Annotated in this window: 15 protein-coding genes and 7 pseudogenes; 5 read left to right on the top strand and 17 right to left on the bottom strand. The window is 57.0% G+C overall.

Going from position 1 to position 23,199, the window contains the following annotated elements; genetic code table 11:
• Positions 1-11: 11 nt before the first annotated feature.
• Both Hrr1229_RS17440 and Hrr1229_RS17435 read right to left on the bottom strand, forming a co-directional pair.
• A complete protein-coding gene (locus Hrr1229_RS17440) occupies positions 12-980 on the bottom strand; it encodes a sugar ABC transporter permease (protein WP_158606092.1) in 969 nt (322 codons plus the stop codon).
• A gap of 98 nt (positions 981-1,078) precedes the next feature.
• Positions 1,079-2,265: pseudogene (locus tag Hrr1229_RS17435) on the bottom strand (aldehyde ferredoxin oxidoreductase C-terminal domain-containing protein); the annotation flags it as partial.
• Positions 2,266-2,338: 73 nt separating this feature from the next.
• Between Hrr1229_RS17435 and Hrr1229_RS17430 the strand changes: the two are divergent.
• Positions 2,339-3,169 (top strand): annotated as a pseudogene (locus Hrr1229_RS17430) (IS5 family transposase).
• A gap of 340 nt (positions 3,170-3,509) precedes the next feature.
• Here Hrr1229_RS17430 and Hrr1229_RS17425 read toward each other — a convergent pair.
• Together Hrr1229_RS17425 and Hrr1229_RS17420 are read right to left on the bottom strand one after the other, a co-directional pair.
• A complete protein-coding gene (locus Hrr1229_RS17425) occupies positions 3,510-4,451 on the bottom strand; it encodes a dihydrodipicolinate synthase family protein (RefSeq protein ID WP_123115204.1) in 942 nt (313 codons plus the stop codon).
• 323 nt (positions 4,452-4,774) lie between these two features.
• Complete coding sequence (locus Hrr1229_RS17420; RefSeq protein ID WP_123115203.1) at positions 4,775-6,262, bottom strand: extracellular solute-binding protein; 1,488 nt, start codon at positions 6,260-6,262, stop codon at positions 4,775-4,777.
• A 249-nt stretch (positions 6,263-6,511) separates the two neighbouring features.
• Here Hrr1229_RS17420 and Hrr1229_RS17415 point away from each other — a divergent pair, with 249 nt between their 5' ends.
• Complete coding sequence (locus Hrr1229_RS17415) at positions 6,512-7,567, top strand: Ldh family oxidoreductase (RefSeq protein WP_123115202.1); 1,056 nt, start codon at positions 6,512-6,514, stop codon at positions 7,565-7,567.
• A gap of 4 nt (positions 7,568-7,571) precedes the next feature.
• Here Hrr1229_RS17415 and Hrr1229_RS17410 read toward each other — a convergent pair whose 3' ends face one another.
• From Hrr1229_RS17410 to rdfA, 10 genes and pseudogenes are all read right to left on the bottom strand, one after another.
• Positions 7,572-8,543 carry a D-2-hydroxyacid dehydrogenase gene (locus Hrr1229_RS17410; protein ID WP_123115201.1) on the bottom strand — a complete coding sequence of 324 codons (972 nt, stop codon included), beginning with the start codon at positions 8,541-8,543 and terminating at the stop codon, positions 7,572-7,574.
• Between the two features lie 166 nt (positions 8,544-8,709).
• Positions 8,710-9,873, bottom strand: coding sequence for an MFS transporter (locus Hrr1229_RS17405; RefSeq protein WP_176329448.1), 1,164 nt, complete (start codon positions 9,871-9,873; stop codon positions 8,710-8,712).
• A 126-nt stretch (positions 9,874-9,999) separates the two neighbouring features.
• Positions 10,000-11,247 (bottom strand): enolase C-terminal domain-like protein, encoded by a 1,248-nt coding sequence (locus tag Hrr1229_RS17400; RefSeq protein ID WP_158606102.1) that lies wholly within the window; start codon positions 11,245-11,247, stop codon positions 10,000-10,002.
• 55 nt (positions 11,248-11,302) lie between these two features.
• Positions 11,303-12,064 (bottom strand): IclR family transcriptional regulator, encoded by a 762-nt coding sequence (locus Hrr1229_RS17395; protein WP_123115198.1) that lies wholly within the window; start codon positions 12,062-12,064, stop codon positions 11,303-11,305.
• A 75-nt stretch (positions 12,065-12,139) separates the two neighbouring features.
• Positions 12,140-13,834 (bottom strand): thiamine pyrophosphate-binding protein, encoded by a 1,695-nt coding sequence (locus Hrr1229_RS17390; RefSeq protein ID WP_123115197.1) that lies wholly within the window; start codon positions 13,832-13,834, stop codon positions 12,140-12,142.
• A 451-nt stretch (positions 13,835-14,285) separates the two neighbouring features.
• A pseudogene (locus Hrr1229_RS17385) lies at positions 14,286-14,795 on the bottom strand (transposase); the annotation flags it as partial.
• A 331-nt stretch (positions 14,796-15,126) separates the two neighbouring features.
• On the bottom strand, positions 15,127-16,977 hold the full coding sequence (locus Hrr1229_RS17380) for an archaea-specific SMC-related protein (RefSeq protein ID WP_123115196.1): 1,851 nt from the start codon (positions 16,975-16,977) through the stop codon (positions 15,127-15,129).
• Between the two features lie 12 nt (positions 16,978-16,989).
• A pseudogene (locus Hrr1229_RS17375) lies at positions 16,990-17,643 on the bottom strand (IS6 family transposase).
• A gap of 82 nt (positions 17,644-17,725) precedes the next feature.
• Positions 17,726-18,306 (bottom strand): annotated as a pseudogene (locus Hrr1229_RS17370) (transposase); the annotation flags it as partial.
• A gap of 558 nt (positions 18,307-18,864) precedes the next feature.
• Positions 18,865-19,539: a rod-determining factor RdfA gene (gene rdfA / locus Hrr1229_RS17365; protein ID WP_176329447.1), complete on the bottom strand. Its 675-nt coding sequence runs from the start codon at positions 19,537-19,539 to the stop codon at positions 18,865-18,867.
• A 180-nt stretch (positions 19,540-19,719) separates the two neighbouring features.
• Between rdfA and Hrr1229_RS17360 the strand changes: the two are divergent.
• Positions 19,720-20,250, top strand: a pseudogene (locus Hrr1229_RS17360) (transposase); the annotation flags it as partial.
• Positions 20,251-20,405: 155 nt separating this feature from the next.
• Here Hrr1229_RS17360 and Hrr1229_RS18325 read toward each other — a convergent pair.
• Both Hrr1229_RS18325 and Hrr1229_RS17345 read right to left on the bottom strand, forming a co-directional pair.
• Positions 20,406-20,684, bottom strand: coding sequence for a hypothetical protein (locus Hrr1229_RS18325; protein WP_255212602.1), 279 nt, complete (start codon positions 20,682-20,684; stop codon positions 20,406-20,408).
• 967 nt (positions 20,685-21,651) lie between these two features.
• Positions 21,652-21,900 (bottom strand): annotated as a pseudogene (locus tag Hrr1229_RS17345) (site-specific integrase); the annotation flags it as partial.
• 117 nt (positions 21,901-22,017) lie between these two features.
• On the opposite strand from Hrr1229_RS17345, the gene Hrr1229_RS18320 reads away from it, so the two are divergent.
• Entirely contained in the window at positions 22,018-22,308 is a 291-nt protein-coding gene (locus tag Hrr1229_RS18320) for a hypothetical protein (protein WP_255212601.1), read from the top strand.
• Between the two features lie 90 nt (positions 22,309-22,398).
• The gene (locus tag Hrr1229_RS18315) at positions 22,399-22,662 is read left to right on the top strand and encodes a hypothetical protein (RefSeq protein ID WP_255212600.1); all 264 of its coding nucleotides are present in this window, start codon (positions 22,399-22,401) and stop codon (positions 22,660-22,662) included.
• A 51-nt stretch (positions 22,663-22,713) separates the two neighbouring features.
• Here the strand turns inward: Hrr1229_RS18315 and Hrr1229_RS17335 are convergent, their stop codons facing one another.
• Complete coding sequence (locus Hrr1229_RS17335) at positions 22,714-23,196, bottom strand: hypothetical protein (protein ID WP_123115193.1); 483 nt, start codon at positions 23,194-23,196, stop codon at positions 22,714-22,716.
• Between the last annotated feature and the right edge of the window lie 3 nt (positions 23,197-23,199).

The raw sequence follows: 23,199 nt of genomic DNA, 5'->3' as shown, positions 1-23,199 counted from the left end.
GTTATCTCCAGTTATGCGGTTTCGAGCGCTTCTTGCTGTATTCGTTTGACGTACAAGGTCACGAACACGAGCGTGATCAGGATCATAATCACAGACAGCGCGGCGGCGTAGCCGAGCCGTCCCTGACCGATACCGGTTCGGTAGATGTACGTCGCCAGGACTTCGGTCGCGTTACTCGGCCCGCCCTGAGTCAGCGCGAACACGACCGAGAACGTGCGGAACGCGAACATCGACATAATGAGGAGTGCGACGCCCGCAGAGGGTTTGAGGTGCGGGAGGGTGATGTCTTTGAACATCTGGAAGTCCGTCGCTCCGTCGATCCGTGCTGCCTCGTAGAGGTCCTCCGGAATCGTCTGGAGCCCCGCGAGGAGGATGATTGTGGCGAACGGCGCCCGGGCCCACGCGTCCACAACGATGATCGCGAGGAAGGCCGGCGTCGAGCTAGTGATGAACCCGATGCTCTCTGTGATCAGTCCCGCCTGTATCAGGAAGGCGTTCGCAATTCCGTAGTTCGCGTTGAGGATGAACCGCCAGATCAGTCCGGTGACGACCAGCGGGACTGCCCACGCGAGTAGAATAAGAACGGTGAACGTGCTCCGTAACCGTTCGTTTCGTAGCTGATTGATCGCGAGCGCACTGATGAGTCCGAGGAGGAACGCGATCACAACCGACCCAACTGCGTACAGCGTCGAGTGCTGGAGCGTCATCCAGAACATCGGATCGTTGAACGCCTGGATGTAGTTCTCCAGTCCGACGAACTGCGTTCCCTGGACGTACCGTCCCGTCCGGTGAACGCTCGAATAGAGGAGGTACCAGAGCGGGAGCACCACGAGTCCCCCGAGCACCAGTAGAGGGAGGAACAACACGACCCCCATGAAGTGGTCGTTGATGAACTCTCGTACTGGTCCGATATCTTCCGGTCCGGTCTGTCGGTTGAACAGCTTCTCGTAGGTTTCTGCTATTCTGTTAGCAACACCCATGGTATCTACTCCTCCTTTGCGGACCATAATAAATTTGTCCACTATCGATCCGGATATACGAGACGTTCCGCGGAATTATCGTGGCTGTGGCAACACGACTAACTGCACGGTATGTCAATCGAGTCTCGAGACGTACGGGACTCCCTCTCAGTTTTGGGCACTTGCGCCTCGGGTACGACTCTCTGTTCGGTCCACCCGCGCGAGTCGTAGTACACGTCGAGGGGCGCCTCGAAGTCGGGGAGGTCGTACGGGAGCCTGTCGTCGTCCCCGTCGAAGCCCAAGCGGTTGTTGAAGTGCCGTTCCAACGTGACGGTTCGCCCATCCACCGCGAGGAGTTCCTCGTAGTCGATCCCGAACAGCATCTCGTACCGCTCGGGAGTCATATAGTCCCGCGAGAAATTACAGACGACGCCGCTGTCGTTGAGTGCAATCAGATTCTCCCGTTCGATCAGCGTCTCGGCCTTGCCGAGCGTTCCCTCCGGATCGACCGCCTGCTCTTGCGGGACGAGAGAATACTCAACCGGAGTAGAACGTCGCGTACATGTGATCCGCACCGCGGTTCGCGACGGCGTAAGAGGGCCCCTGACCGTGAAAGACGCGCCCCTCGTGAGCGGTAAAGTCCATACCCTTCACCGACCAGTTGTCGATACCCAGCTCCCCGTGTACGCGATCGATGCCGCCAGCGAGGGCGTCGCCGACACCCTCGCGGTGGGCGATCTGCTCGACGAGATCCCAGACGGGTTCTCTGTTACCGAACTCGTCTTCGGCCGCAAGGTACGCGGCGACGACGTTTCCGGTCGAGATGGCATCGAGTCGGTAAATGTCATACATCCGGTTAGACTTCATCATGTGCACGATATCGTCGACGCCCTGATTCGATCCGAACGCCATCGCCACCCCGAACTCCGGGCCCTCCGTCTCGATGCCCCGTTCTTCGTCTCGCGTCAGCAGTTTGCACGCAAAGACGCACGCAGAACACGTTCCTTTCTTGTATTTTTTCGAGGCGACAGCCTCGCCGTTGATTCCCTCTGCCCCCTCGAACGACTGCTCGGAGAAGTAATACGACGGCAGTCCGTTCACCTCATTCGCCAAATCCATCACCGCAACCGTCCCCTGCTCTTTCATCACGCGATCGTCCGTTGCCGCCTCGCGGTGGATCTCCATCTGTCCGGCCGGGATCTCGATGTCGGGCGGCGAGTCGCCCCCGAAGGTGGACATCCTTCACGTTCTTCGAACCGAGGACCGCACCGATCCCACCGTATCCAAACGCGCGTTCCGTCGAGGTTGCTCTGTTGAATCCGCAGAAGGCGGCGGGATAGCGTCGCTCTGAAGGTAGTAGCGAAGCGGAAGAGTCGAATGTGACTACCCTACTTTTCCGCTTCGTTAAGCAAGCCGCGTCGCTGGCTCAAAAGCGCTGTGCCGCCAGTCCAACGGCGGTGAGTGATCCGACTGGCCACGGATTTCCCGGCTGGAAGCATGTGACGCTCCACTTTTTGCGGGTTCACATGGACGCGACGTACCGCGAAATCGTGGACTGGGCGAGTGAAATGGGTCGAGTTCGCGGGCTGTTACAGCTGGCGCGGACGGCATTTCCCGCACCCTCAACGCTGTATCGGTCGTTTGAGAGGGTGCCCATGTCGATATGGCGTGGGTTCCTTCGTGAGTCCGCGACCATCTGCGATCCGGGTTCGCACGGTGCCATCGATGCCACATTCTTCGACCGCGAAACGGCATCGAGACACTACCAACACCGCTCGGATCGCCACATACGCACGCTCAAAACGACGGCCCTCGTTGATACAAATTCGTGTGCCATCATCGATATTCACTGCTCGGCACACTGGCCGCACGACACCCAAACTGGCCGTCGAGCCGCCCTTCGTAACACCGAGAAAATCGAGAGTCTCGCCGGCGACAAGGGCTATGACGACCAATTGCACCGGGACGCCCTCTGGTCAGCGGGCGTCCCGCCCTTGCTGCGTCAACGGCTGTTTGCTGCGTACGATCACGCACACAACGCACGGTTGGACAGCGAGTGATACGGCCAGCGCTAGATGGCCGAGACCGCCTTTTCGACCATCAAGCGTCGATTCGGCCCCACTGTCCACCCTTGCATGTGGCACCGCGAGTTCCGCGAACTCGTGGTGACCGCCGCAGTCTACAACCTCGAACAGGCTCTCAAACAGTGATCCCGACGCCGTCATCGAATTCAACAAAGCAGAGCCACACCTATTCGGCCTCCCATGATAGTGCGTCCTTGGCAGGTAGGCCAATCAGAGCCACGCGTTCTGAGACGCTGTTGAATCATAGGCCTTTGACCACCCCCATACCTTCCACGCACGCTGGGGACTTAGCAGGCTTTCATCCCATCAGAGCCGGCCACCCGTATCAAGAGATTCGCCATTTCGTGGTGACGAAATGCGTCACAGACTCGTTTCTGACGGTATCTGCCAGCGGTTGCAACTGATTGCTCGTCCGCCGCACGCTGTCGTGCGATCGGGCGAGTGAAGACGTGCAAACGCTACTATATCAGTCGCTGAAGTTCGCTGTCTCCAACGTCGAGGAGATTCGGTCGTAATACTCCTCGGCGCGCTCTTTGTCCTGATCATCGAGTTCCACGAGCGGCTCGCGCACCGGTCCACCGTATAGGCCGGCGAGCTCCATCCCGTATTTGACTGCGGGAATATTGTTCGCCGCGCCGAACGGGTTCTCAGAGCCGGCCTCTTGCCGGAGATCCTCGTAGGGGCGGAGCAGGTCCCGGATTCCACGCGCGCGCTCCCACTGTTCGTTTCTGAGAGCGTCTTGTAGTTCCAGTGTCGGTTTCGGGACGAACGAACCGATGCCAGTGGTAAACCCTTCTGCTCCCTCCAGAGCGAACGTCGGCGCGAACCGCTCGGCGATTCCATCGAGCCAGACGAGATCAGCGTCTGTAGCCGTAATCGCTTTGGAGAACGCCCCGATGTCATTCACCGCGTATTTGACGCCAACGACGTTCTCTCGCTGGCCCAGTCTCGCGATGACGTCGTCGGAAAGCTCCGGCCCCCGTTTGTAGAGAACGATCGGGAGATTGGTCGACTTCACGATGTCATCGTAGTACTGGAAGATCCCCTCTTTGTGGAGGTACGTGTGGGCCGGGTGCATAATCATCCCCGCGTCGACCCCGATCGACTCGTACTCGCCCAGGAGTTGCTGTACGTTCTTTGTGCTGCCACCGGCACCGGCGACGACCGTACTACTTTCGTCGACCGCTTCGACCGTCGCCTCGACAACGTTTGCTCGCTCGGCGTTCGAGAGAGAATAGTACTCGCCGGTGTTCCCACACGGAACGAACAGTTCCGCGCCGGCGTCCTCGATAGCACGAACGTTCTCTTTGTGGACGTCGTACCGTACGTTCTCGCCCTCTTCGTCGAACGGAGTCGTCACGGTAAAGGCGACGCTACGGAGCCCGCTTTTGACGTTTTCGTAGCTCATTATCTGTGTCCATTTCGCTTCATTAGCAGTAGGTAAATAAATCTTTGTGACAGGATTACGACAAGATGGGTCTCAGACAGAGAAACCGCCCCACAGTTCAGCGAGATGATCGTCCATCCGGATCGCATTCTCGTCGGACGGGACGGCGAGCATCGATTGACGGAGACGATACTCCCCATCAGTTGCGACACAGTTTCTGGCGCGAGAACGGGACGTCTGCGACGCTGCCGGCGAAACGGTTCTGCTGGGCGTACGGCTGTGACCGACACAGACAGCCGCAAAAAGAATCAGTTCGTGCGAGAGAGACAATAGCGGAGAGCAGGTCAGTTCTGCTGCAGGATTCCGTCGACTTCCGCCTGTGCGTCGTCGAGCGCTTCTTGCGGCGATTTCTGTCCGGCCCACGCTGCCTGCAGTTCCGCGACGAGCACCTCAATCGTCTGGATCTGTCGGGGCCACAGCCCCTCGCGCGCGTTCTCGATAGATTCCTGCGGGATCTCCTGGAACGGCGCCTCCGACTGGACGATATCGAGGTCCCACGCAGCGGAGTTGGCCGGCATGTTACCTTCCTGAACGAACTCCTGTGCGGACGCCTCGGCACTCCGGCAGCCGTCCATGTAGACCAGCGCGGCTTTCTTCTTTTCAGGCGGCGCGAACCGGTTTATGCAGATGGTGTCGGTGCCGAGGAACGTCGCGTGTTCGCCGTCAGACCCGTATTTGGCGGGAAGCCCGAGGTCGTATGCCTCGCCGGCCTCGCCCAGTTGTTCGAGTGCGCGCGGGATCATTTTCGACCCGCCCGTGTACCCGACGATCTCGCCACCGAGGAAGAGGTCCTCCGGACCTCCCTGTCCGAGCGACAGGACGTCGGGGACGAGTCCGTCCTCGATGAGCTGCCGTTGCCACTCGAGCGCCTCCACGCCAGCGTCGCTGTTGAAGATGACCTCACCGTCCTGCACGATTCGCTCGCCCTGCGACCACACCTTCAGCATCCACGGGTAGGAGGGGTAACGGACGCCGCCGCCGTACCAAGCGTGGCCGTAGTAGTCGACGTCCTGCGAATCGGCTTCCTCACACACTTCGCGGACGTCCTCCCACGTCGGCCGCTTGAGGAAGTCTGCGTCGAAGCCGAGTTCCTGCAGGAGGTCGGGACGGTAGTTCTTGACCGAACCCTCGGCAATCGCGACGCTAATATATTGGTGCGGCTCGTCGGCCGTGACGTCCATATCGGTGGCGAACTCCGCCGAGAACGCCTGCGGGAAGTACTCGTAGGCGGCCTCCGTCCAGAGCTGATCGACCGGTTCGAGCCATCCTGGTTCGACGAAGTCCATATACATCTGCCGGTCGATCTGCATCATCGCCGGCTCCTCTGCCCGCGAGGAAAGGACCGTCGTGATCTTCGGCGTGGCCCGCTTCGACGGAACGACGATCGGTTCCACGGTGATGCCGGTCCGCTCGTCGACCCGGTCCTGGAACCACGCGGTCGCCGGATCGTTTTTCATCGATCCCATATTGAAGTACTTGACCGAATCCGCCACGGCTTCCTCGTCGAACTCTGGCGGAGTCCACTCGGCTCCGGTGATCCGCTCGTCGATCGGCGCCGGTTCGTCGACGCTGATGAAGTCCCAACTCGCTAGCGTGTTGGGAATGTCCGGCCCCTGATCTGCTTCAGTTTGATCGTCCGACCCCGGATCCGATCCACTCTGATCGTCGCTGCCGTCACCGCCGGAGTTACCGGAGCAGCCTGCGATGCTCGTCAGCCCAAGCGCGGCAGCGTATTTCATCACCTGCCGCCTCTCCATGGTATCTTTTGGCATTCCGGTTCGGTGTCTATACTATACCAATAAAAAAGTAATGATTGAATATGAGATAAGTTCAGATTCAGGTCATCACGGCTCGACCGCTGAAAGCACACGCCATTCACCCGAAGATCGACCTGACGTTTCCGAGCAACGAACATCGACCGTCCCCCCTCCTAGTGATAGTCATCTGGGCGCGTGTCCGAACGCGATCGGGTTTGGCATCCCCAAATCTTAAGATAAAAACGGAGAATCGTCCGTGTGTATATGGCTGAGAACGCAGAAGCAGACCGTAGACTCGAAGCAGACAAGCTGGAGACGTTCGCGACGTCAGTCCTGGATCAGGCGGGACTCGACCCGGACTGTGCAGCGATCGTCGCAGATAGCCTCGTCGACGCCAACCTCCGGGGGATCGACACGCACGGGGTCGTCCGCCTCGATCCGTACGTCGAGCGCCTCGAAAAGGGAGGAATGAATCGTGACCCGAATCCGACCGTCGCGGACCACGGCGAGGCCACCGCTATTGTCGACGCCGACAACGGTCCCGGACAGGTCGCCACCCGGCGAGCGATGGACGCGGCTATCGAACGCGCTGACACGGCGGGAGCCGCCTTCGTCGGCGTCCGTCGGAGCAACCACTTCGGCACGGCGTCGTACTACACCAACTACGCGGCCGAACAAGGGTATATTGGGATCGCGATGACGCACGCGGGGCCGAATGTGACCCCGTTCGGTGGCTCCGATCCGTACTTCGGGACGAACCCGATCGCCTTCGCGTTCCCGTACGACGACTTCCCGGTGTCACTCGATATGGCCACGAGCGAGACGGCCAAGGGAAGCGTCATTCTAGCTCAGGAAGAAGGAGAGGATATCCCACCGGAGTGGGCGATAGACGAGGAGGGCGAACCGATCACGGATCCGGAACAGTTCCACGCGCTCCGACCGATGAGCGGGCCAAAGGGATATGGACTAGCGCTCGTCGTCGACGCGTTCTGCGGGCTTCTGCTGGACACAGTGTACGGGAACGACGTGCCGACAATGTACGATGATATGACGGAACCGGAGGGTCTCGGGCATTTCGTCGGTGCGATCGACGTCGAGGCGTTCTCGAACCTTGATAGCTTTATCAGCCGGTTCGATTCGATGGCCGCCGATCTGAAACGAATGGACACGACGGGTGACTTCGACGATATTCTGTTGCCCGGCGAACCCGAAGCCCGCAAGAAGACGCGCCGTCTCGAAGATGGGATCCCGATCGGAGAGGGAGTCTGGGAGACCCTGACGGAACTCGGCGAGGACTACGGCGTCTCGCAGATCGAGTGAGTTCTTACCCCGGCGTTAGGACCTGATTTTCGAGGTTCGTGTAATCGCCGCGCTTCCGGATCCGCTCGAGATTCCGGGCGAGAATGTCGGCACATCGTTCGTAGTATTTCGGCGTATGTCCCGCCATGTGGGGTGTGATGAGGACGTTTTCGAGCTCCCACAACGGATGCGACGCCGGAAGTGGCTCGGGGTCAGTCACGTCGAGAGCGGCCCCCCTGATCGAGTGACCTCGAAGAGCGTCGACGAGCGCATCTGTCTCGACGAGCCCGCCCCGACCGACGTTTACGAGTATCGAATCCGCCGGGAGCGTCGTCAACTCGGCGTCGCCGATCAACCCGTTCGTGGTCTCGGTAAGCGGACAGGCAAGGACGAGATAATCGGTCTCGCCGAGTGCCGGCTCGAACTCCTCGGACTCGAATCCGACAATCCGGTCCGTCGGGCCGCCTTTCGATGGCGTGTACCGGACACCGATCGTGTCCACGTCGAACCCCTCGAGACGCTCGACGACTGCCGTGCCGATCGCACCGAGTCCGACCACAGTGACCGTCGAGCCGTTGAGTTCCCTCGCCTGGTAATGACGCCACTCGGCGGACTGCTGGCGACGCCAGCCTTCACGGAGCCTCCGTGTGAACGTCAATACGTACCCGATGACCTGTTCTGCGATGTTCGGTCCGTGGACGCCGGATGCGTTGGTGACCGCAACTCCACGGTCCTCGAGTTCGGACAGTGGCAGGTGCCCATAGCCCGCCGAGATACACGAGAACAGCCGTAGCTCTTCGGCCCGTTCGACCAGTTCGGTGTCGATGGCCCGGTCCGTAATGATCGTCGCGTCCGCAGCGAGTCGTAACTCCTCCTGCCGACTCCGTGCGAGAACGACGTCAGCGTCCGGCACTCGCTCCTCGATGGCTTCTGCGTACTGTTCGATCGGAATGCCGTGGACCCCGTCTCTAAGGACCAGTATCTGTTCAGATGACACAGGAGAGTACACTCCGGTGGGTCGCATAAATGTTCCCCGCGAACCCAGCGCAAGGAGACGAGTAATCGGGGCAGCGTCTCCCCTCAGACGGACTGCTGTACCGTTTTCACGGTACTCGCCACCCCCGAGACCGGCGAGCATCGCGAAGAGACGGCAACAGTCCGGATCAATCGACGGGTTCCCCGGTGACGTCCGGAGTGTGACTCTCCACGAGACGCCGGGCGACGAGAACCGCACTCCCGAAAGAGAGGAGACTTGCTACCGCGAACGTCGCCTCGTAGCCGACGAACGTGGCGCCGACGCCGAACAGCGGAGGACCGACGACGCCGCCGAACCCGCGAGCCGTAGAGCGGAACCCGATGAGTTCGGATTCGTATTCCTCGGGTGCGACGTCGCCGATGAAGGCGATCACACCTGTCTGCAGCCCGGAATAGGCGACTCCCAATATAATGAGCCCCGCCCCTGCGACGACGGCGCGAGCCGGGGCCGTAGGTAGAAATGACGCCCCGGCCACGACGAGCGCGAACGCGCCGCTCCCGACGAGTCCTCCAGTGATTATTCGCTTTCGCCCTCGCACGTCGGAGAGTCGTCCGAAGCTGTACATTCCGACCACCTGCACTGCGGGATTGATGGCGAGGATGACGCCCATTACGACGGCCGAAAGCGCAAGATTCGAGACGAAATACACCGGCAGCAGGCTCGTCACCCCGAGAACCGTCGTGTTCCGGAGAAACGAGGCAACGTACAGCCAGTGGAGTCCGTTAACGTGAAGGTGGGTAGTACCGCCGCTCGGTGTGGGGGTCAGTCGGTCCCGTACAGCCGTCACGAACGGCTCGCCCGTCTCGGTCTCCCGGTCGTTCGGCGTCGGATCCTCGACGAAGAGGCACGCGACGACGACGAAGGCACCCAGGATTGCGATGAGAATATAGACGGACTCCCTGACGAACAGGTCAATAAGCGGACCAGACGCCGAGCGACCGAACATCGATCCGATCGCGGCCGCGCTCCCGAACAGTCCCACCTCACGCCCTCGGTTCGTCGTCCCGCCGCGTTCGTTCATAATCGTGAACATCACCGGTAGGAATCCGGCGGCGAACACCGCGAACAGTGTTCGGAAGGCGAGTGGCCCCCAGACGCCCTCAACGATGGTAAGCGGCGGAATCGCCAGCGCCGCCAGCGCCGACGATGCGATGAGAACGCCCCTGCGACGGCCGGTGACGTCGGCGATCGCGCCCCACACAGGGGCGAACACCATCTGTCCGAGGAAGAAGACAGAGAACACGAGGCTCACCGCCAGCGGCGTACCGTCTCGTCCGATGTAGACCGCCATCACCGTCGCCATCAGGATGGCGGTCCCCTTATTTCCCACCGCGGCAGCGGTGACGATCAGCCGTTGACTGGAGAGACGTCCACCGAGCATCTTACCGGTACGTGAGAACCGTCACTCCGCTGTCCGTCACCATCGTGGCTTGTTCGGGAGCCAGTCCGTTCTGCCGATGTCGGACATCGCGTCGGCGTATTCGGCCGCCATCGACTCCACCGACGAGTACGCGAGCGGGTCAGATTCCCGATACTTCTCATGGAGTCGCTCGAGTTCGTCCTCGTCAATTTCGACGCCGAGACCAGGCTCGTCGCGGGGTTCGAGACGGCCGTTTTCGAACTCGAACGGTCGCAAAACGACGTCGTCGGTCATCCACGGATAGTGGGTATCGCAGGCGTACCGCAGCGTCGGCATCGCCGTCGCCACGTGCGTCATCGCCGCCATACTCACACCCAGATGAGAGTTCGAGTGCATCCCGACGCCGATGTCGAACGTGCGGGCGATCCGATCGAGGTCGACGTTGCCGGAGAGACCACCCCAGTAGTGGTGGTCACTCAGGACGACATCGACGGCGTCGGCCTCGACAGCGGGAGCGATCTCCTCAAAGTCGACGACGTACATATTGGTCGCGACCGGGAAATCGATCTGACGCTTCAGTCGGGCGTGAGCGTGCATCGTCGGAACCGGATCCTCAAGGAACTGGACGGTGAGATCAGACTTGCGTAGCCGGCGAGCGACGCGTATCGCCGTCTCGACGCTCCACGTTCCGTTAGGGTCGATTCGAAGCGGGGTGTCGCGGCCGAACTCCTCGGCGAGGAGTTCGAGCGTCCGCAGCTCCTCGTCGGGTTCGAGTACGCCACCTTTCAGTTTCAGCACCTCGAATCCGCCCCGGTCGACGAACGCTCTCGCCTCGTCGACCATCGCCTCAGGAGACATAACCTCGCCCCCCGCGACGGCGGCGCTCTCGGGGTCGGCGTCCTCGTGTTTGTAAAAGAGGTACCCCGAGAACTCGACCTCGTCGCGGACCGCACCACCGAGCAGCGAGTAGACCGGCTCGCCGTGGACCCGGCCGATTAGATCGTACAGCGCAGTTTCGAATGCGCCGAAGGTCATCGGGTCCTGCAGCTGTAGTTCGAGTGGCTTCCGTTCGTAGGGATCCATTCCCTCGACGAGTTCGCTTCTCCGATTAAGATCAGAGATCACCTGTTCGTCGCCGTACGTCTCGCTCACACCGACAAAGCCGTCGGCGGTGGTGAGGCGAACGATCGTTCTGGCGGCCACGTCGCTGTGACCCCCCCAAGAATTTCGCAGCCGGGGTTCACGGTGTGCAACGGGGATAATCTCCACGTCAGTAACTCGCATATTCGAGAGACCAGACGCCACTATTATTAAGCTTCGGGAACCCTGACAGGTGATCGGCCGTCAACAGTTCGCTCGGTTACGAGTACTTGGTGTTGAGTTCGATGACGTTCGCCGTGTTCTTCATGAGTTTCGGTAGCTCTTCGTGGAGCCGATCCTGATTGAACCGACTCGACGGCCCCGAGACGCTGACTGCGCCGAGGATGGTATCGTCCGAACCGACAGGGACGCTGATGCATCGGAGACCACGGATGTTCTCCTGGTCGTCGATGGCGTACCCCCGGTCGCGAACGTCCGCCAGTTCCTCGAACAGTTCCTCGCGATCGGTGATCGTGTTCTCCGTCCGCCGTTCCATCCCCTGCCGGTCGAGTATCTTGTGTACTCGCTCGTCGGAGAACTGAGCGAGGAGAGCCTTCCCGAGCGCCGTCGAGTGCATCGGTTGGTAGGTTCCGACGCTCGAGATCGTCTGTACGGCCCGGTCGCCCTGCGCCTTGTAGAGGTAGCCGACTTTTTTGTGTTCCTCCATGCCGAACTGAACGATCTCCCCGGTTTCCTCGGCGGCTTTGTCGAGTTCGTCGCGGATGACGTCGTAGTTCCCAAACTGGTCGCGAACGTGGGAGGCGACATCGAGGAACCGGACGCTCAATCGGTACTGATCGTCTTCCTTCACGACGAGTTGGTTCGCTTCTAGCGTCCGGAGGTGGTCGTAGATCGTACTTTTGGAGTGGCCGGTTCGATTCGAGATCTCCGTGATACCGCCGCCGTCTAACTCCTGGAGCGTCGCGATCACGGTACAGGCGATTTCCACCGAGCGGATCGTTTCGGAGTCCGATTGTGCCATATATTCATGTAGTTTCCCCCGAACAGATAAATGTTCGCCAGAGAGGAACGGTACGTCCAGATGAGATAATTCCTGTCAGTATGCCGTCGGATCGATGTCGGTCTCGTACTCTGCGGCATCGTACGGCGTCGGTTCATCGGGATCGACGGCGATATCGATAAGCGTTGGACCGTCAGCGTCGAGCGCCCACTCGACGGCATCTATCACCTCTGCGCGCGTACTCGCACGACGGCCTCGACAGCCGAATCCTTCGGCGACGGAAATCCAATCCGGCGACGACCACGAGAACCGCCGATTTCCGGCCTCGTCATCCAGTTTCGACGATTTACTGATGGCGCCGTAATCTGCATCGTTAAAGAGGACGAGCGTCACGTCGAGGTCGTACTCGGCCGCTGTGTGAAGTTCCTGTGTACACATCAGTAGGCTGCCGTCCCCTGAAAGACAGACGACCGGGAGCTCAGGTCGTGCCAGTTTCGCCCCGATCGCACTCGGAAGACCGACTCCCATACCGGCCCACGACCCTGCAGTGACGTACTTCTTTCGTTCATACACGGGGAACGAATTCCGACTCCAGACACGATGAGCACCGATATCGGTCGTCACGACCGTCTCGTCCGGGATTGTCTCCCGAACCGCTCGCATTATTGCCGGTGTGCCAAGCGGTGTCGAATCCTCGAGGAGGCCCCGAGAACGGAGTTCGTCCCGGTACTCTTCGCGGACGGCCGTCGCAAGTTGACGGCCGTTCCACGTTTCGGCACCGTCTCGGTCCTCAAGATTCTCGGCGATAGCCGAACAAACTCTTCCCGCGTCGCCGACGATCCCGATGTCGGTATCGTACGAGACGTCTATTTCGGTCGGATCAAGGTTTATATGGATCAGTTCGTCCCCCATCGGGAGCGACCAGTTCGCCGTGTTCGGACCATCGAAATCGCATCCGATCGCAAGTACAACGTCCGCCGCTTCGAGAACATCCCGAGCGCCCGCGGGGAAATCACCGCCCGTCGAACCGAGATACCGGGAGTCGTCTTCCGGAAACACCCCTTTTCCCTTGACCGAGACGGCAACCGGCGAGTCCAGACGGTCGGCCACCGCCGCTACGGCCGCCGGTCCAGCCTCAGAGCGCCGTGCTCCGCCCCCGACGTAGAGTACCGGACGCCGGGACTCCGCGAGGAGTTCGACGGCCGCCGAACGCGCCGTTTCGGTTGCGTACTCCACTCGTTCCGGGGAGACTGACGCGTCCGGGGACACAACCTCACTCGCGAGGAACTCGCTCGGGATACCGAGTCTGACGGGACCGAACGGAGGCGTAAGCGCGATTTCGATACCGCGCCGTACCTCCGCTCGCAACTGTGACGGCTTTTCGACGTTGATGTTGGCTTTTACCACGTTGTCGAACGTCCCAGGATCGATTTCGTGGATCGGATGTTTCCCGAACTCTTCGGGGGAGGCATCGGCCGAGATATGAATTATCGGGACGTTATCGTCGTAGGCGTTCTTGAGTCCGTGTGCGGCGTTGGTATCTCCCGGTCCCGGAACAGTTACCGTCGCCGCGACATCGCCGCTTGCCTCGTAGTAGCCCCACGCGATGTGGGGTATCGCGGTTTCGTGCCGTGCCATAACGTACGCGATGTCATCACGACGTGCGACCGTTTGATCGAGCGGCAGGGTTTGCGTTCCCGGGAGGCCCACCAGGGTCCCGACGCCCGCGTCTACGAGTGCATCATACACGTACTCTCCCCCTCTTTGGCCCGTAGCAGCTTCATCCGACATATCCCAAGTCACTGTTTGGGCATAGTAAAGTGTTCGGATGGCTTACAGCACAGTGCCAGTCATTATAGTAGCGTTTGCACGTCTTCAGGCACTTGATCGCACGATGACGTGCGATCCGATGCGCAATTAGTTGCAAACGCTACTACAGATCGACTGTGGCTCCTGCGCTGTATGTCGAAATTAAATCCCAATTCTGACTCCCCCGTTTCAATGAGATCGGTCCGTTCCCCTGTAAGGAACACATTCAGCGTAGCATTCTTCCTCTTCAAAAGCGAGTCATCGCCGATTCTATGCTGGTTCTTGCCGGCTGGATACTGCCGAGAACCACAGTAGTCTTTCCCCTCATAATTATACCAAGAGCACAGCCCGCCAGTGCTTTCACGCTATCCCGTTCCTCACAAGCGAACAGGATGCCTCCAATAGCTGTTGCAGCGTACGCATCCGTCTTCAATTAAGACTCACACCTCGGTTGTGTAGCGGTAGCGAGCGTCTCTTGTAAGATCGGTCGCTGCTTGTGGATCATTTGAGCGTCTTCTATCAGTTGTTCAAGCAGCGGCAGTGGTGAGTAGCCGAGGTATTCACCGAGTTTGTGGAGGATGAGCTGGGCGTGCGACCGAAAGGTCGCCGCCCAGCACTCTATCGGAAACACGAACTTCTCATCCGCCTGCTCAGTCACTAGACCGAATAAATCGCAGCTTACAGGCAGCGACAGCAGCGCTGCATACAGTAGGATCTTTACTACGTGTTCGTTTCTCGTGTCGAACTCATCTCATTCGTACTGCGTCTTCAACTCACGGAACAACAACTCAACCTCCCACCGACATCGGTAGATCTGCGCTAAATCCGCCAAAAAGAACTCTTTCCCCGTCAAATTCGTCACGTACAGATTGTAGTCGTCGGCGTCCTTGTCACGGACGCCGACGACGCGGAACCGCTTCGTATCTAGCGACCGAGTCCCGCTGACGGACCACTCATCTCTGAAACACCCTAAGGGCGTTTCAGAAGTCTCTGAGTCAGTGGATTTCGCTGTATATCGGAGTATAAGTCGCTGAAACGTCACTTTAACACAACGGGAGATGGACTGTCTCGCTTACGCGAGGCTTACTTCCTCGTCAAATTCGTCACGTACAGATTGTAGTCGCCGGCGTCCTTGTCACGGACGCCGACGACCACTCATCTCTGAAACACCCTAAGGGCGTTTCAGAAGTCTCTGAGTCAGTGGATTTCGCTGTATATCGGAGTATAAGTCGCTGAAACGTCACTTTAATACAACGGGAGATGGACTGTCTCGCTTACGCGAGGCTTACTTCCTCGTCAGAAACCACATCCCAATCATCGGGGGACAGCGAATTCCCTCCGAAGTCGCCTGCTTCTGGATATGCGGTGGTCACCAGCATGTCGCTCGCTCCCTCAAGGAACTCGGTGAGTCCCTTGATGTGTTCCGCAGCGAGCTGTCCGATGCCGTCGACGAGGATAACCGGGACGATCTCGTCCACGTTGAACGCTTGATGTCCTGCGAGGGCGGTTACGAACCCGATGAGTTCGACTTCCCCTTCGCTGAGGTTCTCGACAGACGTGTCCTGACTGTTTCTCACGACGGTAAGTTCGAATTCCTTGGTCGATCCATCCTCGTTGACGCGGCGGTCAAGCCGCACTGTTTCGAAGCCAGGAGCGAACTGGTCGAGCATGTTGTCCATCGCGGTCTCGAAGAGAGATTCAAACTCTTTGTGCTTGCGGTCGCGACGGTTGCGAAGGTCTGCGATCTCCTCTTTGACGGTATCGAGTTCATCTCTCAGGTCATCCGCTTCGCCTGCGGCTTCGTCGAGTTCCTCGAGGTCTTCTCGGCTGTTCTTGAGCTGTGTTTCCAGAGAGCCAATCTCCGTCCGTACGTCGGTCAGGTCCTCGTTGAGATCCTCTTGGACCTCTTCGTACTGGCTCTCTAACTCTTCGATCTCCTCTCGGAGGTCTTCAACTCGGTCTTCCGCTTGCTCTAACTCCTGTTCGTCCTCTTGGATGTCTAGTTTGAGGTTTCCGATCTTATCTTCGAGTTTGTCGCGCTTTCGCTTTTTCGTCCGAATCGTTCGCTTCTTCTTCTCTATTTCGTCGACTTCGCTTTCGAGTTCGAATTTCTCCTCGCGGAGTTCAAGCCGTTTCTCGTTGAGTTGCCTCAGTTGTTCTTCGATCTGGTCGACGGTGGTGGTGTCACCAGACAGCCAGCAGACGACCTTGTCGCCGTCAATACCGTGCTCGACATCGCTCACAAGTTCCACTTCTTCGTCGTCGAGGACCTGCTTGTTCACACTGTGGACTCTCCGGAGGAGGTCAATCTGAAGATCGAGTTCGTTGATACGTTCCTCCTTTTCGTGGATGTCCGTGTTGATCTTCGGTTCAGAAGGGATATCGAGATCGTCCAACTCGTCCTGTTTGTCTTCGAGAGTGGATTTCTTCCGTTCAATTCGTGATTCGAGCTTCTTGATCGTATTCTTGGTATTGTTCAGACGCGAGCGTTTTTCGCTCAGTTTGTCGCTGAGTTCCTTCTGCTCGCTATCTTCGTCGACCTGCTCTTCTAATTCATCCTTTCGTTCGCGGGCCTCCTCGAGTTCTTTTTCGAGTCTCGTGACTTCTTCTTGTGCTTTCGGGAGCTTCTTGTTTGCTCTCTCGGCCTCCTTGATGTCGTTCTCGATACTGTTTTTCTCATTCTGGAGTTCCGCAATTTGGGCATCGATCTTTTCGACATTAAGCGGCTCCATCAGAAGCTCTGTCAGGCGCTCGTTATTACCCTCCTTCACCGCGGAGCGGATGGGATTATCTTCACCGAGGAAAGCAAAGAGGTAAGCGCAGGTGATATCGGTGTCCTCTGTCAGATACGGGTTTCCAGACCTGATCACCGAGCGGCCTTCGCGAGAGAGCTCTCCTCGGTAGGTGTTATTGCCGGTGTCTAATTCGGCGTACCCTTCAGTCTGCCCTTCTGTGAGGGGGTGAGTACGTTCATCCTTCCCGGTTGTTCCCATCGCTGTTTGGATAGCTTTCAGCAAGCTAGATTTTCCTTGGAAGTTTGACGCCTGTACGACGTTTGTCCCCTGTTCGAGAGTCGCACTACCGGATTTGATCCCGGCAATATTCTCTATTTGAAGATTCCACATATGCGTGAAGTATCACTGGGCTTCTCTACTAATAAAGCCTACCCAAGTTGCTAGGTAATGTTCAGATAGCTGATTCCATGCGAAAGCGAACGATCTCAGCCACTCATTAGCAGTTTCTGCTTCGGCGTTGTTGAAACAGTTTGAGAAACATATCGTTCTGCGTTTTTACCTCACAAAAGACATGTTCGATAGCATTCCGATTTTTATGTTGAATGACTTGAAATCAATACCATCTTCAGCAAGACCTAGTCCAAGATAGTCTGCGTCATCGACGAGAAACGTCACATCATCGAGTTGGTAACGCCGGTTTAGCTCGGTGAGAAACCATCGCGTCGTCTGTTTATTTGCGGTCGGATAGAGGCTCACGTGAATGATTTCGTTCGTCTATGGATCAACCGCGCCGTACAGCCAGAACTGCTAACCGTGAAGGAGGATCATCTTTTCATCAACCGCGAGTTGATCCTCGAAGACCGCCGAGATCGGCTGTAGATCGGGTTATGAACTCAATTGTGAATAGCGACATGATTCCGATCGATCCCATATTGTTCAAGAAATTTACTCACCTCTCGAAGAGAGATATCGGTCAAATGATAGCGAATTCCTTTTTTTAATCACCCAGCGCGGCGTTCGATCTCGCTCCACAAACGACAAGTCGATCCACGCGATACATTCGCTGAGGCGTCTATTTTGGTCATAAGCACTCTGAAGTCGAACGCCTCATTCACTAACTTAACTCGACCGCGCGTTATTCAATTGTCTTCTCAAGCTTCTCAATTTCGTCGGTGAGCGACTCGATCAGGTCGAGATACGACTCCACAACGTGTCAAACGTCGTCGGGAGCGAGAGTCTCCGCAGGGACTCTCGTCCCGTCACAGTCAGTGGTTTCACGTCTTCAGTGATGCCGTGATCGGAGCGGAGTCCGTGACTTTGTTGGCGTACTTGGTGCATTTTTCGACTAATATATCTGTCGCCCGCGCACGAGTGCACGGGCTTCCCTCACTCGGTTTGAACGTAGCTTTCAGGCACCGAGTTCGACCGGAGCATCCGCGCGAGTTCTTTCGGGTCCATGCGGTCGGGTTTCTTGTCGTTGTCTGCGATCTGGTTGATCTTTTTGGGATGAGCGACGGTCACATCCAAGTACTCCGACAGAGTATCGTGGATGTGGTAGTAGTTGGAAGTCGCCTCAAGCACGGCTTGTGCGCCGGCGTACCGCTGGGCGAGGTCATCGAAGTTCGCGTTCTCGACGCGAACCTCTTTGATGATCGTCCCAGCTTCATCCATCACTGCCACCTGTGCGTACCGATTGTGGACGTCGATTCCGAGGTACATGGTTCGTTCACCCGGGACGCCAGCACGTGAAGCAGAGACTTACCTATTCGGGCTTTCCCGGATGCCGCGGCGCGCGCAATCCGGGCTGTATCGTCCATGACTCGGCTTCTTTCGCACACGGACCAGTCAACAGAACGTGCTCTGTGGCACGGAATCCTTGTCGGTCTCTTTCGCCCCATATCTTGTTTCACTTCTCCTAGGGTAGCAGCGTTTCCATCAAGTCTACAGAGCACTCCAGAGCTACTCTCCGTGGTAGGCGCTAAGCTTGACGAGAGTGCCTGCCGCTGAGCGGCAGCGCTCTCTCACTGGCCGTATATCGGAAGTGAACTCCTGTTCGGTCGGACAATATTACACCAACAGGCAGAACCATGTCCTCATCGACTCGGCTATTGACTTCGGTTGCCACTGATTCCGATTGCTCATAGTTTCAGTCAGCATGCTCGCCGAGAATCTGGTCGTTAATCCCGATCTGTACCGCTGAACCTCGGAAGTACTGCTATGACACCCTCACGTGAAAATATCAATCGAGAAAGTGACTGGCTGGATCTGGTTAAGTTGCTATCCGAGAGAGGCTTGGAAATCCTCTTCTTGCGTCTCGGTGGTTCCCTCTCCGAAAAGCTCAGACAGATCATCAGATTCGCTCATGTGCTCTTTGCAGATGTAGCCTCGTTCTTTTGCCCGCTTGAACTGGACTCGTGTCGTACACTCCGGGCAGGAAAGTATCAAGGAAACGCTCACTTCTGCCTTTGTCGCGTGGGGGATTTTTTCTTTCTTTTCAAGAGACTTCAACGCCTTTAGAGAATTTTCGAGTGCGTTGTTCAGAGCGTATTGGATACTCTCTGCTTCCCAATTCGAATCTGAACTATCCTGGCTGCTCTCTTTTTCAGCTTCGAGACAGCCGTTGAAGTGTCGATATAGAGTACTTGTGGAAATGAAGTCGTCTGCAAGCTGCTGCCCATCAATACCGTCGGTTTCAAGATCTGCAATAATCTCTTCTTTTGCGATCTCGTCATCTCCGGTGAGCGCTTCATAGTCTGACTCAATCTGGGTTTCAACAGTTCGGCGATTGTTCTCCGTGTAGACTTTCTTTAGAATTTTTTGATTAAAATAATCAGTGAGGGCTCTCAGCCCAGTCTCGGGAAATTCGTTATGTCCATTCCATCTCGCTAGGAGATACTCATTAATATCCCCTGTCACGACATCGTGTTTCAGTTCGTATTTGTCGATAGCCATACCGACTTTACAGCACTCAACCATGTTACTTACCAATAGGATTTTCTACTATACAAAGCTTGTGTAATATTCTACTATCTTCACACAAAGGGCTATTTGTCCCCTTTGGCGTGTTTATTGGACATAGAAGGGCTTTGAGTCTGTGGATTATCCAGCATAATGTCAGTTTACCTCATGATAATCGATCTGCTCAAAGAAATCCCACAAAGAACCGGAGATATCGGCCTTAACACGGCCGATCTCCCCGCACCATCCACGTTGTGTAAGACGTTCGACCGGATCAGTATGACCGTGTGCCGAGTGCTTCTGCGCCAGTCGGCGCAGCTGCACGATCTCTCTGAACATGCCGCGATCGACGCGACGTTCTACGACCGCTCACCAGCCAGCCGCCACTACTGCCAGCGAATCAGCTACCGCGTTCAGAAGCTCAAAGTCACAAAAATCGTCGATATCGCGTCTCAAGCTGTTCTTGCCGTCCACTGCTCAACGAATCGAGAAGGAAGTGACGCAGATCTCGCCGAGCAGATCGCCCGCCGGAATGCGGGCGATCGGCGGTCTCTTGCCGCCGATAAAGGATACGACAAGCAATCGCTTCGTGAAGGATTACGCGATCTCGGGACCAGACCGCTGATCAAGCACCGTATCTTCGCTCCGTACAACCACGCGCACAACGACAGAATCGACGATACCCGCTACAATCAGCGCTCGCTCGGCTTTAGTGATAGTCGAGAATTTGTAATATTTAAGCGAGAGTATGAGATATGTCCGGACTGTCGAAGCAACTCGTCAAACACCTCAGTGAAGAAGAGATTGATGAGACGATTGATCAAGCTTAATCGGACGAAGAACCACATCTCGTCCGGCGATTATACTTGATTAAAAACGTTTATCTCGGCAATACAGTTACCGAAGCGGCGACGCGTGTCGGCGTCTTGACGCCGACCGCGAGCCGCTGGATCGGTCGCTGGAACGACGGCGCTGTCGACGGTCTTCGACCAGAGTTCAGTGATGGTCGTCCGCCGAAACTTGACGAACACCAACGCGAAAAGTTTCGAGAGGTGCTCGAACAGCATCAACCGCTCACCACCCACGAAATTCAGCGGCTTATCGAAGACGCATTTGAGGTATCTTACGCGTATCGACATTTTTTGCGAATTCTCAAATATCTTTGATTTAAATATACAATCCCTCGACCAGAATCTCCAGATCATCCTGACGATGCCGAAGAGCAGCTCGAAGAACGTCTCGAAGCCGCTCTCGACGATCTTGACGACGACTCAATGACCGATGGCGGTGCCGTCGTCGGGTTTCTTGACGAAGCGTGGCCTCGACCAACCGACAACAGTCGGCGGTTGTGGCCTTCGAGAAACCAACGATACAAAAAGAGACACCGATAGAGAATTTTGACGACGTCGTCTTCGGATTTTACACGTCCAACGGAACAAGTGTCGTCGACTGCAAAGCGGATCTAAGCGAGGAATCTGTGGGCAATTATTACCCCACAAGATTCGCGAAAAGAATCCAGACCGACCGATCATAATCGTTTGCGACAACTTTTTATCTCATTTTTCTGAATATATCAATAATATAGTAGAAGAGATTGATATGACAAGAGTAGCATTACCGCGGTATTCACCAGATCTCAATCCGATCGAACAGATCTGGTGGAGTGTCAACCGCGATCTGTCGTCGCTTGATGCTCGATGTAGAAACGTATCGAATGCTAATCTGTGATATTTTCCGAAAATATGCTCATCGTCTTAGCTTTGCGAGAGTATGGTTTGATCGCTTCCCATCTTTTCTGCTCTGTTCTGTCCGTATGCAAACGCGTTCCCGACCAAGGCGGAGTGCAAGAAGTGGGCCGCTCAGACCGATGCGGTCACCACGGCGTTCCCGATAGAAGTCGGCTATTAACTGGCACGTCACGTCCCCGACTCAGACCTCCCGATGGCTACCTGAGATCCGGTGGTGATGAATGCACACTGGCCTTGCTCTAGTTCCACACGAACGTACTCCAAGGAGATCGTTACGTCCAGAAGTCAAAGGACATCGTAACCACGCCATATGGACATCTAGACAAGCGTAGCCGGGACAAGAATCGCAGGACTCAGTTCATTCATCAATTTCGTCGAGGGGCTCAGTCGCGACATCACCTAACTCACCGGCTTCGATGTGTGAGTAGCGTTCACGAACCATCTCTTCCGAATTGTCGAGATATCGTGCTGCAACCGTGTACCCGAATGCCCGGACAAGAACCTCACCCATCCCGCGGCGACCGCCGTGCGGTGCGAGATAGTCGTGTTTCGGATGGTCGATGTCGATCTGTGCGGTCTCCGAGAGCCGTTGAAGCATCGATCTCGAACAAGAAGGCCGGCTCGACGATCACGAGCAACACCTCGCAGAGCTTGAACGACGGCTTTCGGAAACTGGGGGCGAACAGCAGCAATCCTCCGGCGATAGTGGCACTGGGGGTGTGGAATGACGGAGTTGACGACGATTGCATTCGATATCGAAACGACGGGATTTCAGGCCGATGATGAACTCACAGTAGTAGGGTTCGACTCGGCGGTCTCGTCGCGAGTGTTTCTCCATACCGGAACGGCACCACAAGCAGGCCTCGCAGATCGGCTCAACGACGCTCTCCAGACACCGGTACAGCTCTCACTCTACGACAGCGAACAGGAACTCCTGAACGAACTGGCGACATTTGTCACGTCGACACTCACCCAAGGTGATGCAAAGCTCGTTGCGTACAACAGTGAGCGGTGAGACGGAGGATTCGACCTCCCGTCCCTTCGCACACGGCTCTGTACGCACGGGCTCGAGTGGCCGTTTGGCGCGTTGCCATACGTCGACGTGATGGACGTCTTCGAGACACGCTTCAATACGAGTGAAGATACGCTGAGTGGCGTCTACGAGGAACTGATTGGCGCCGGATTGAACGAGCTGGATCCATTCACCGACAGTAGCGAGGCAGTCACCGCATGGAAGGGGGGCACCTACGAGCCACTCATCACTCACAACGTCGCCGATATTCGACGGACTCGAGCGTTGATGGAGCTTGCAGAACGGTATTGCTCAAAGTCAGATTTCTCTATGAAGTCGCTGAAGCCTATCGGTTGAAGAAGTCTCTTCTCAGTGGGGGTTCGTGGAGGAAAGCACTCGGATTGGTTCCTACGGCGGGTTGCGACCTGCATTAAGTGGCTCATACGAGTCCGTGTGGTAAGCGACCCGCCAGAGTTTGAGGACCGCACGAGTGACCAATTCTTCGGGCGACTGAGTGATACAGGACGCTTCGATCTCGTCTGGGTCAGAACTCGCATTCGGCGGTGGATGATAGTGTTCGAACCCATCGACGTGAATGTAGTCTCCGGCGTGTGGATGCTTTCCCCACCGGAAATTCACCGCTTCCGTGTCTGTATAATGGAATTTATAATCGTTCTGTGTCGTCCACTGGATGTCGATTCGGGCCTCGTCGGCCCCACACAGCCCGTCGTCAAGCATAATTTCGAGGACTGATGGGTGGAGGTAGTCGTCGAGTTTAGCTGTCGCGAGTGGTTCCATTTGCTCGACGACGTCACGAATCGTCTGCAGTACTGGACGATCCGTAGCCCCCCGAAGAGTATGGGTTTCTGCTTGGTCAGGAGAATCCCGCATTAC

The sequence above is a fragment of the Halorubrum sp. CBA1229 genome (genome assembly GCF_003721435.2).
In the GTDB taxonomy this organism is placed as follows: domain Archaea; phylum Halobacteriota; class Halobacteria; order Halobacteriales; family Haloferacaceae; genus Halorubrum.
This window is presented reverse-complemented; position numbering and strand designations above follow the sequence as displayed.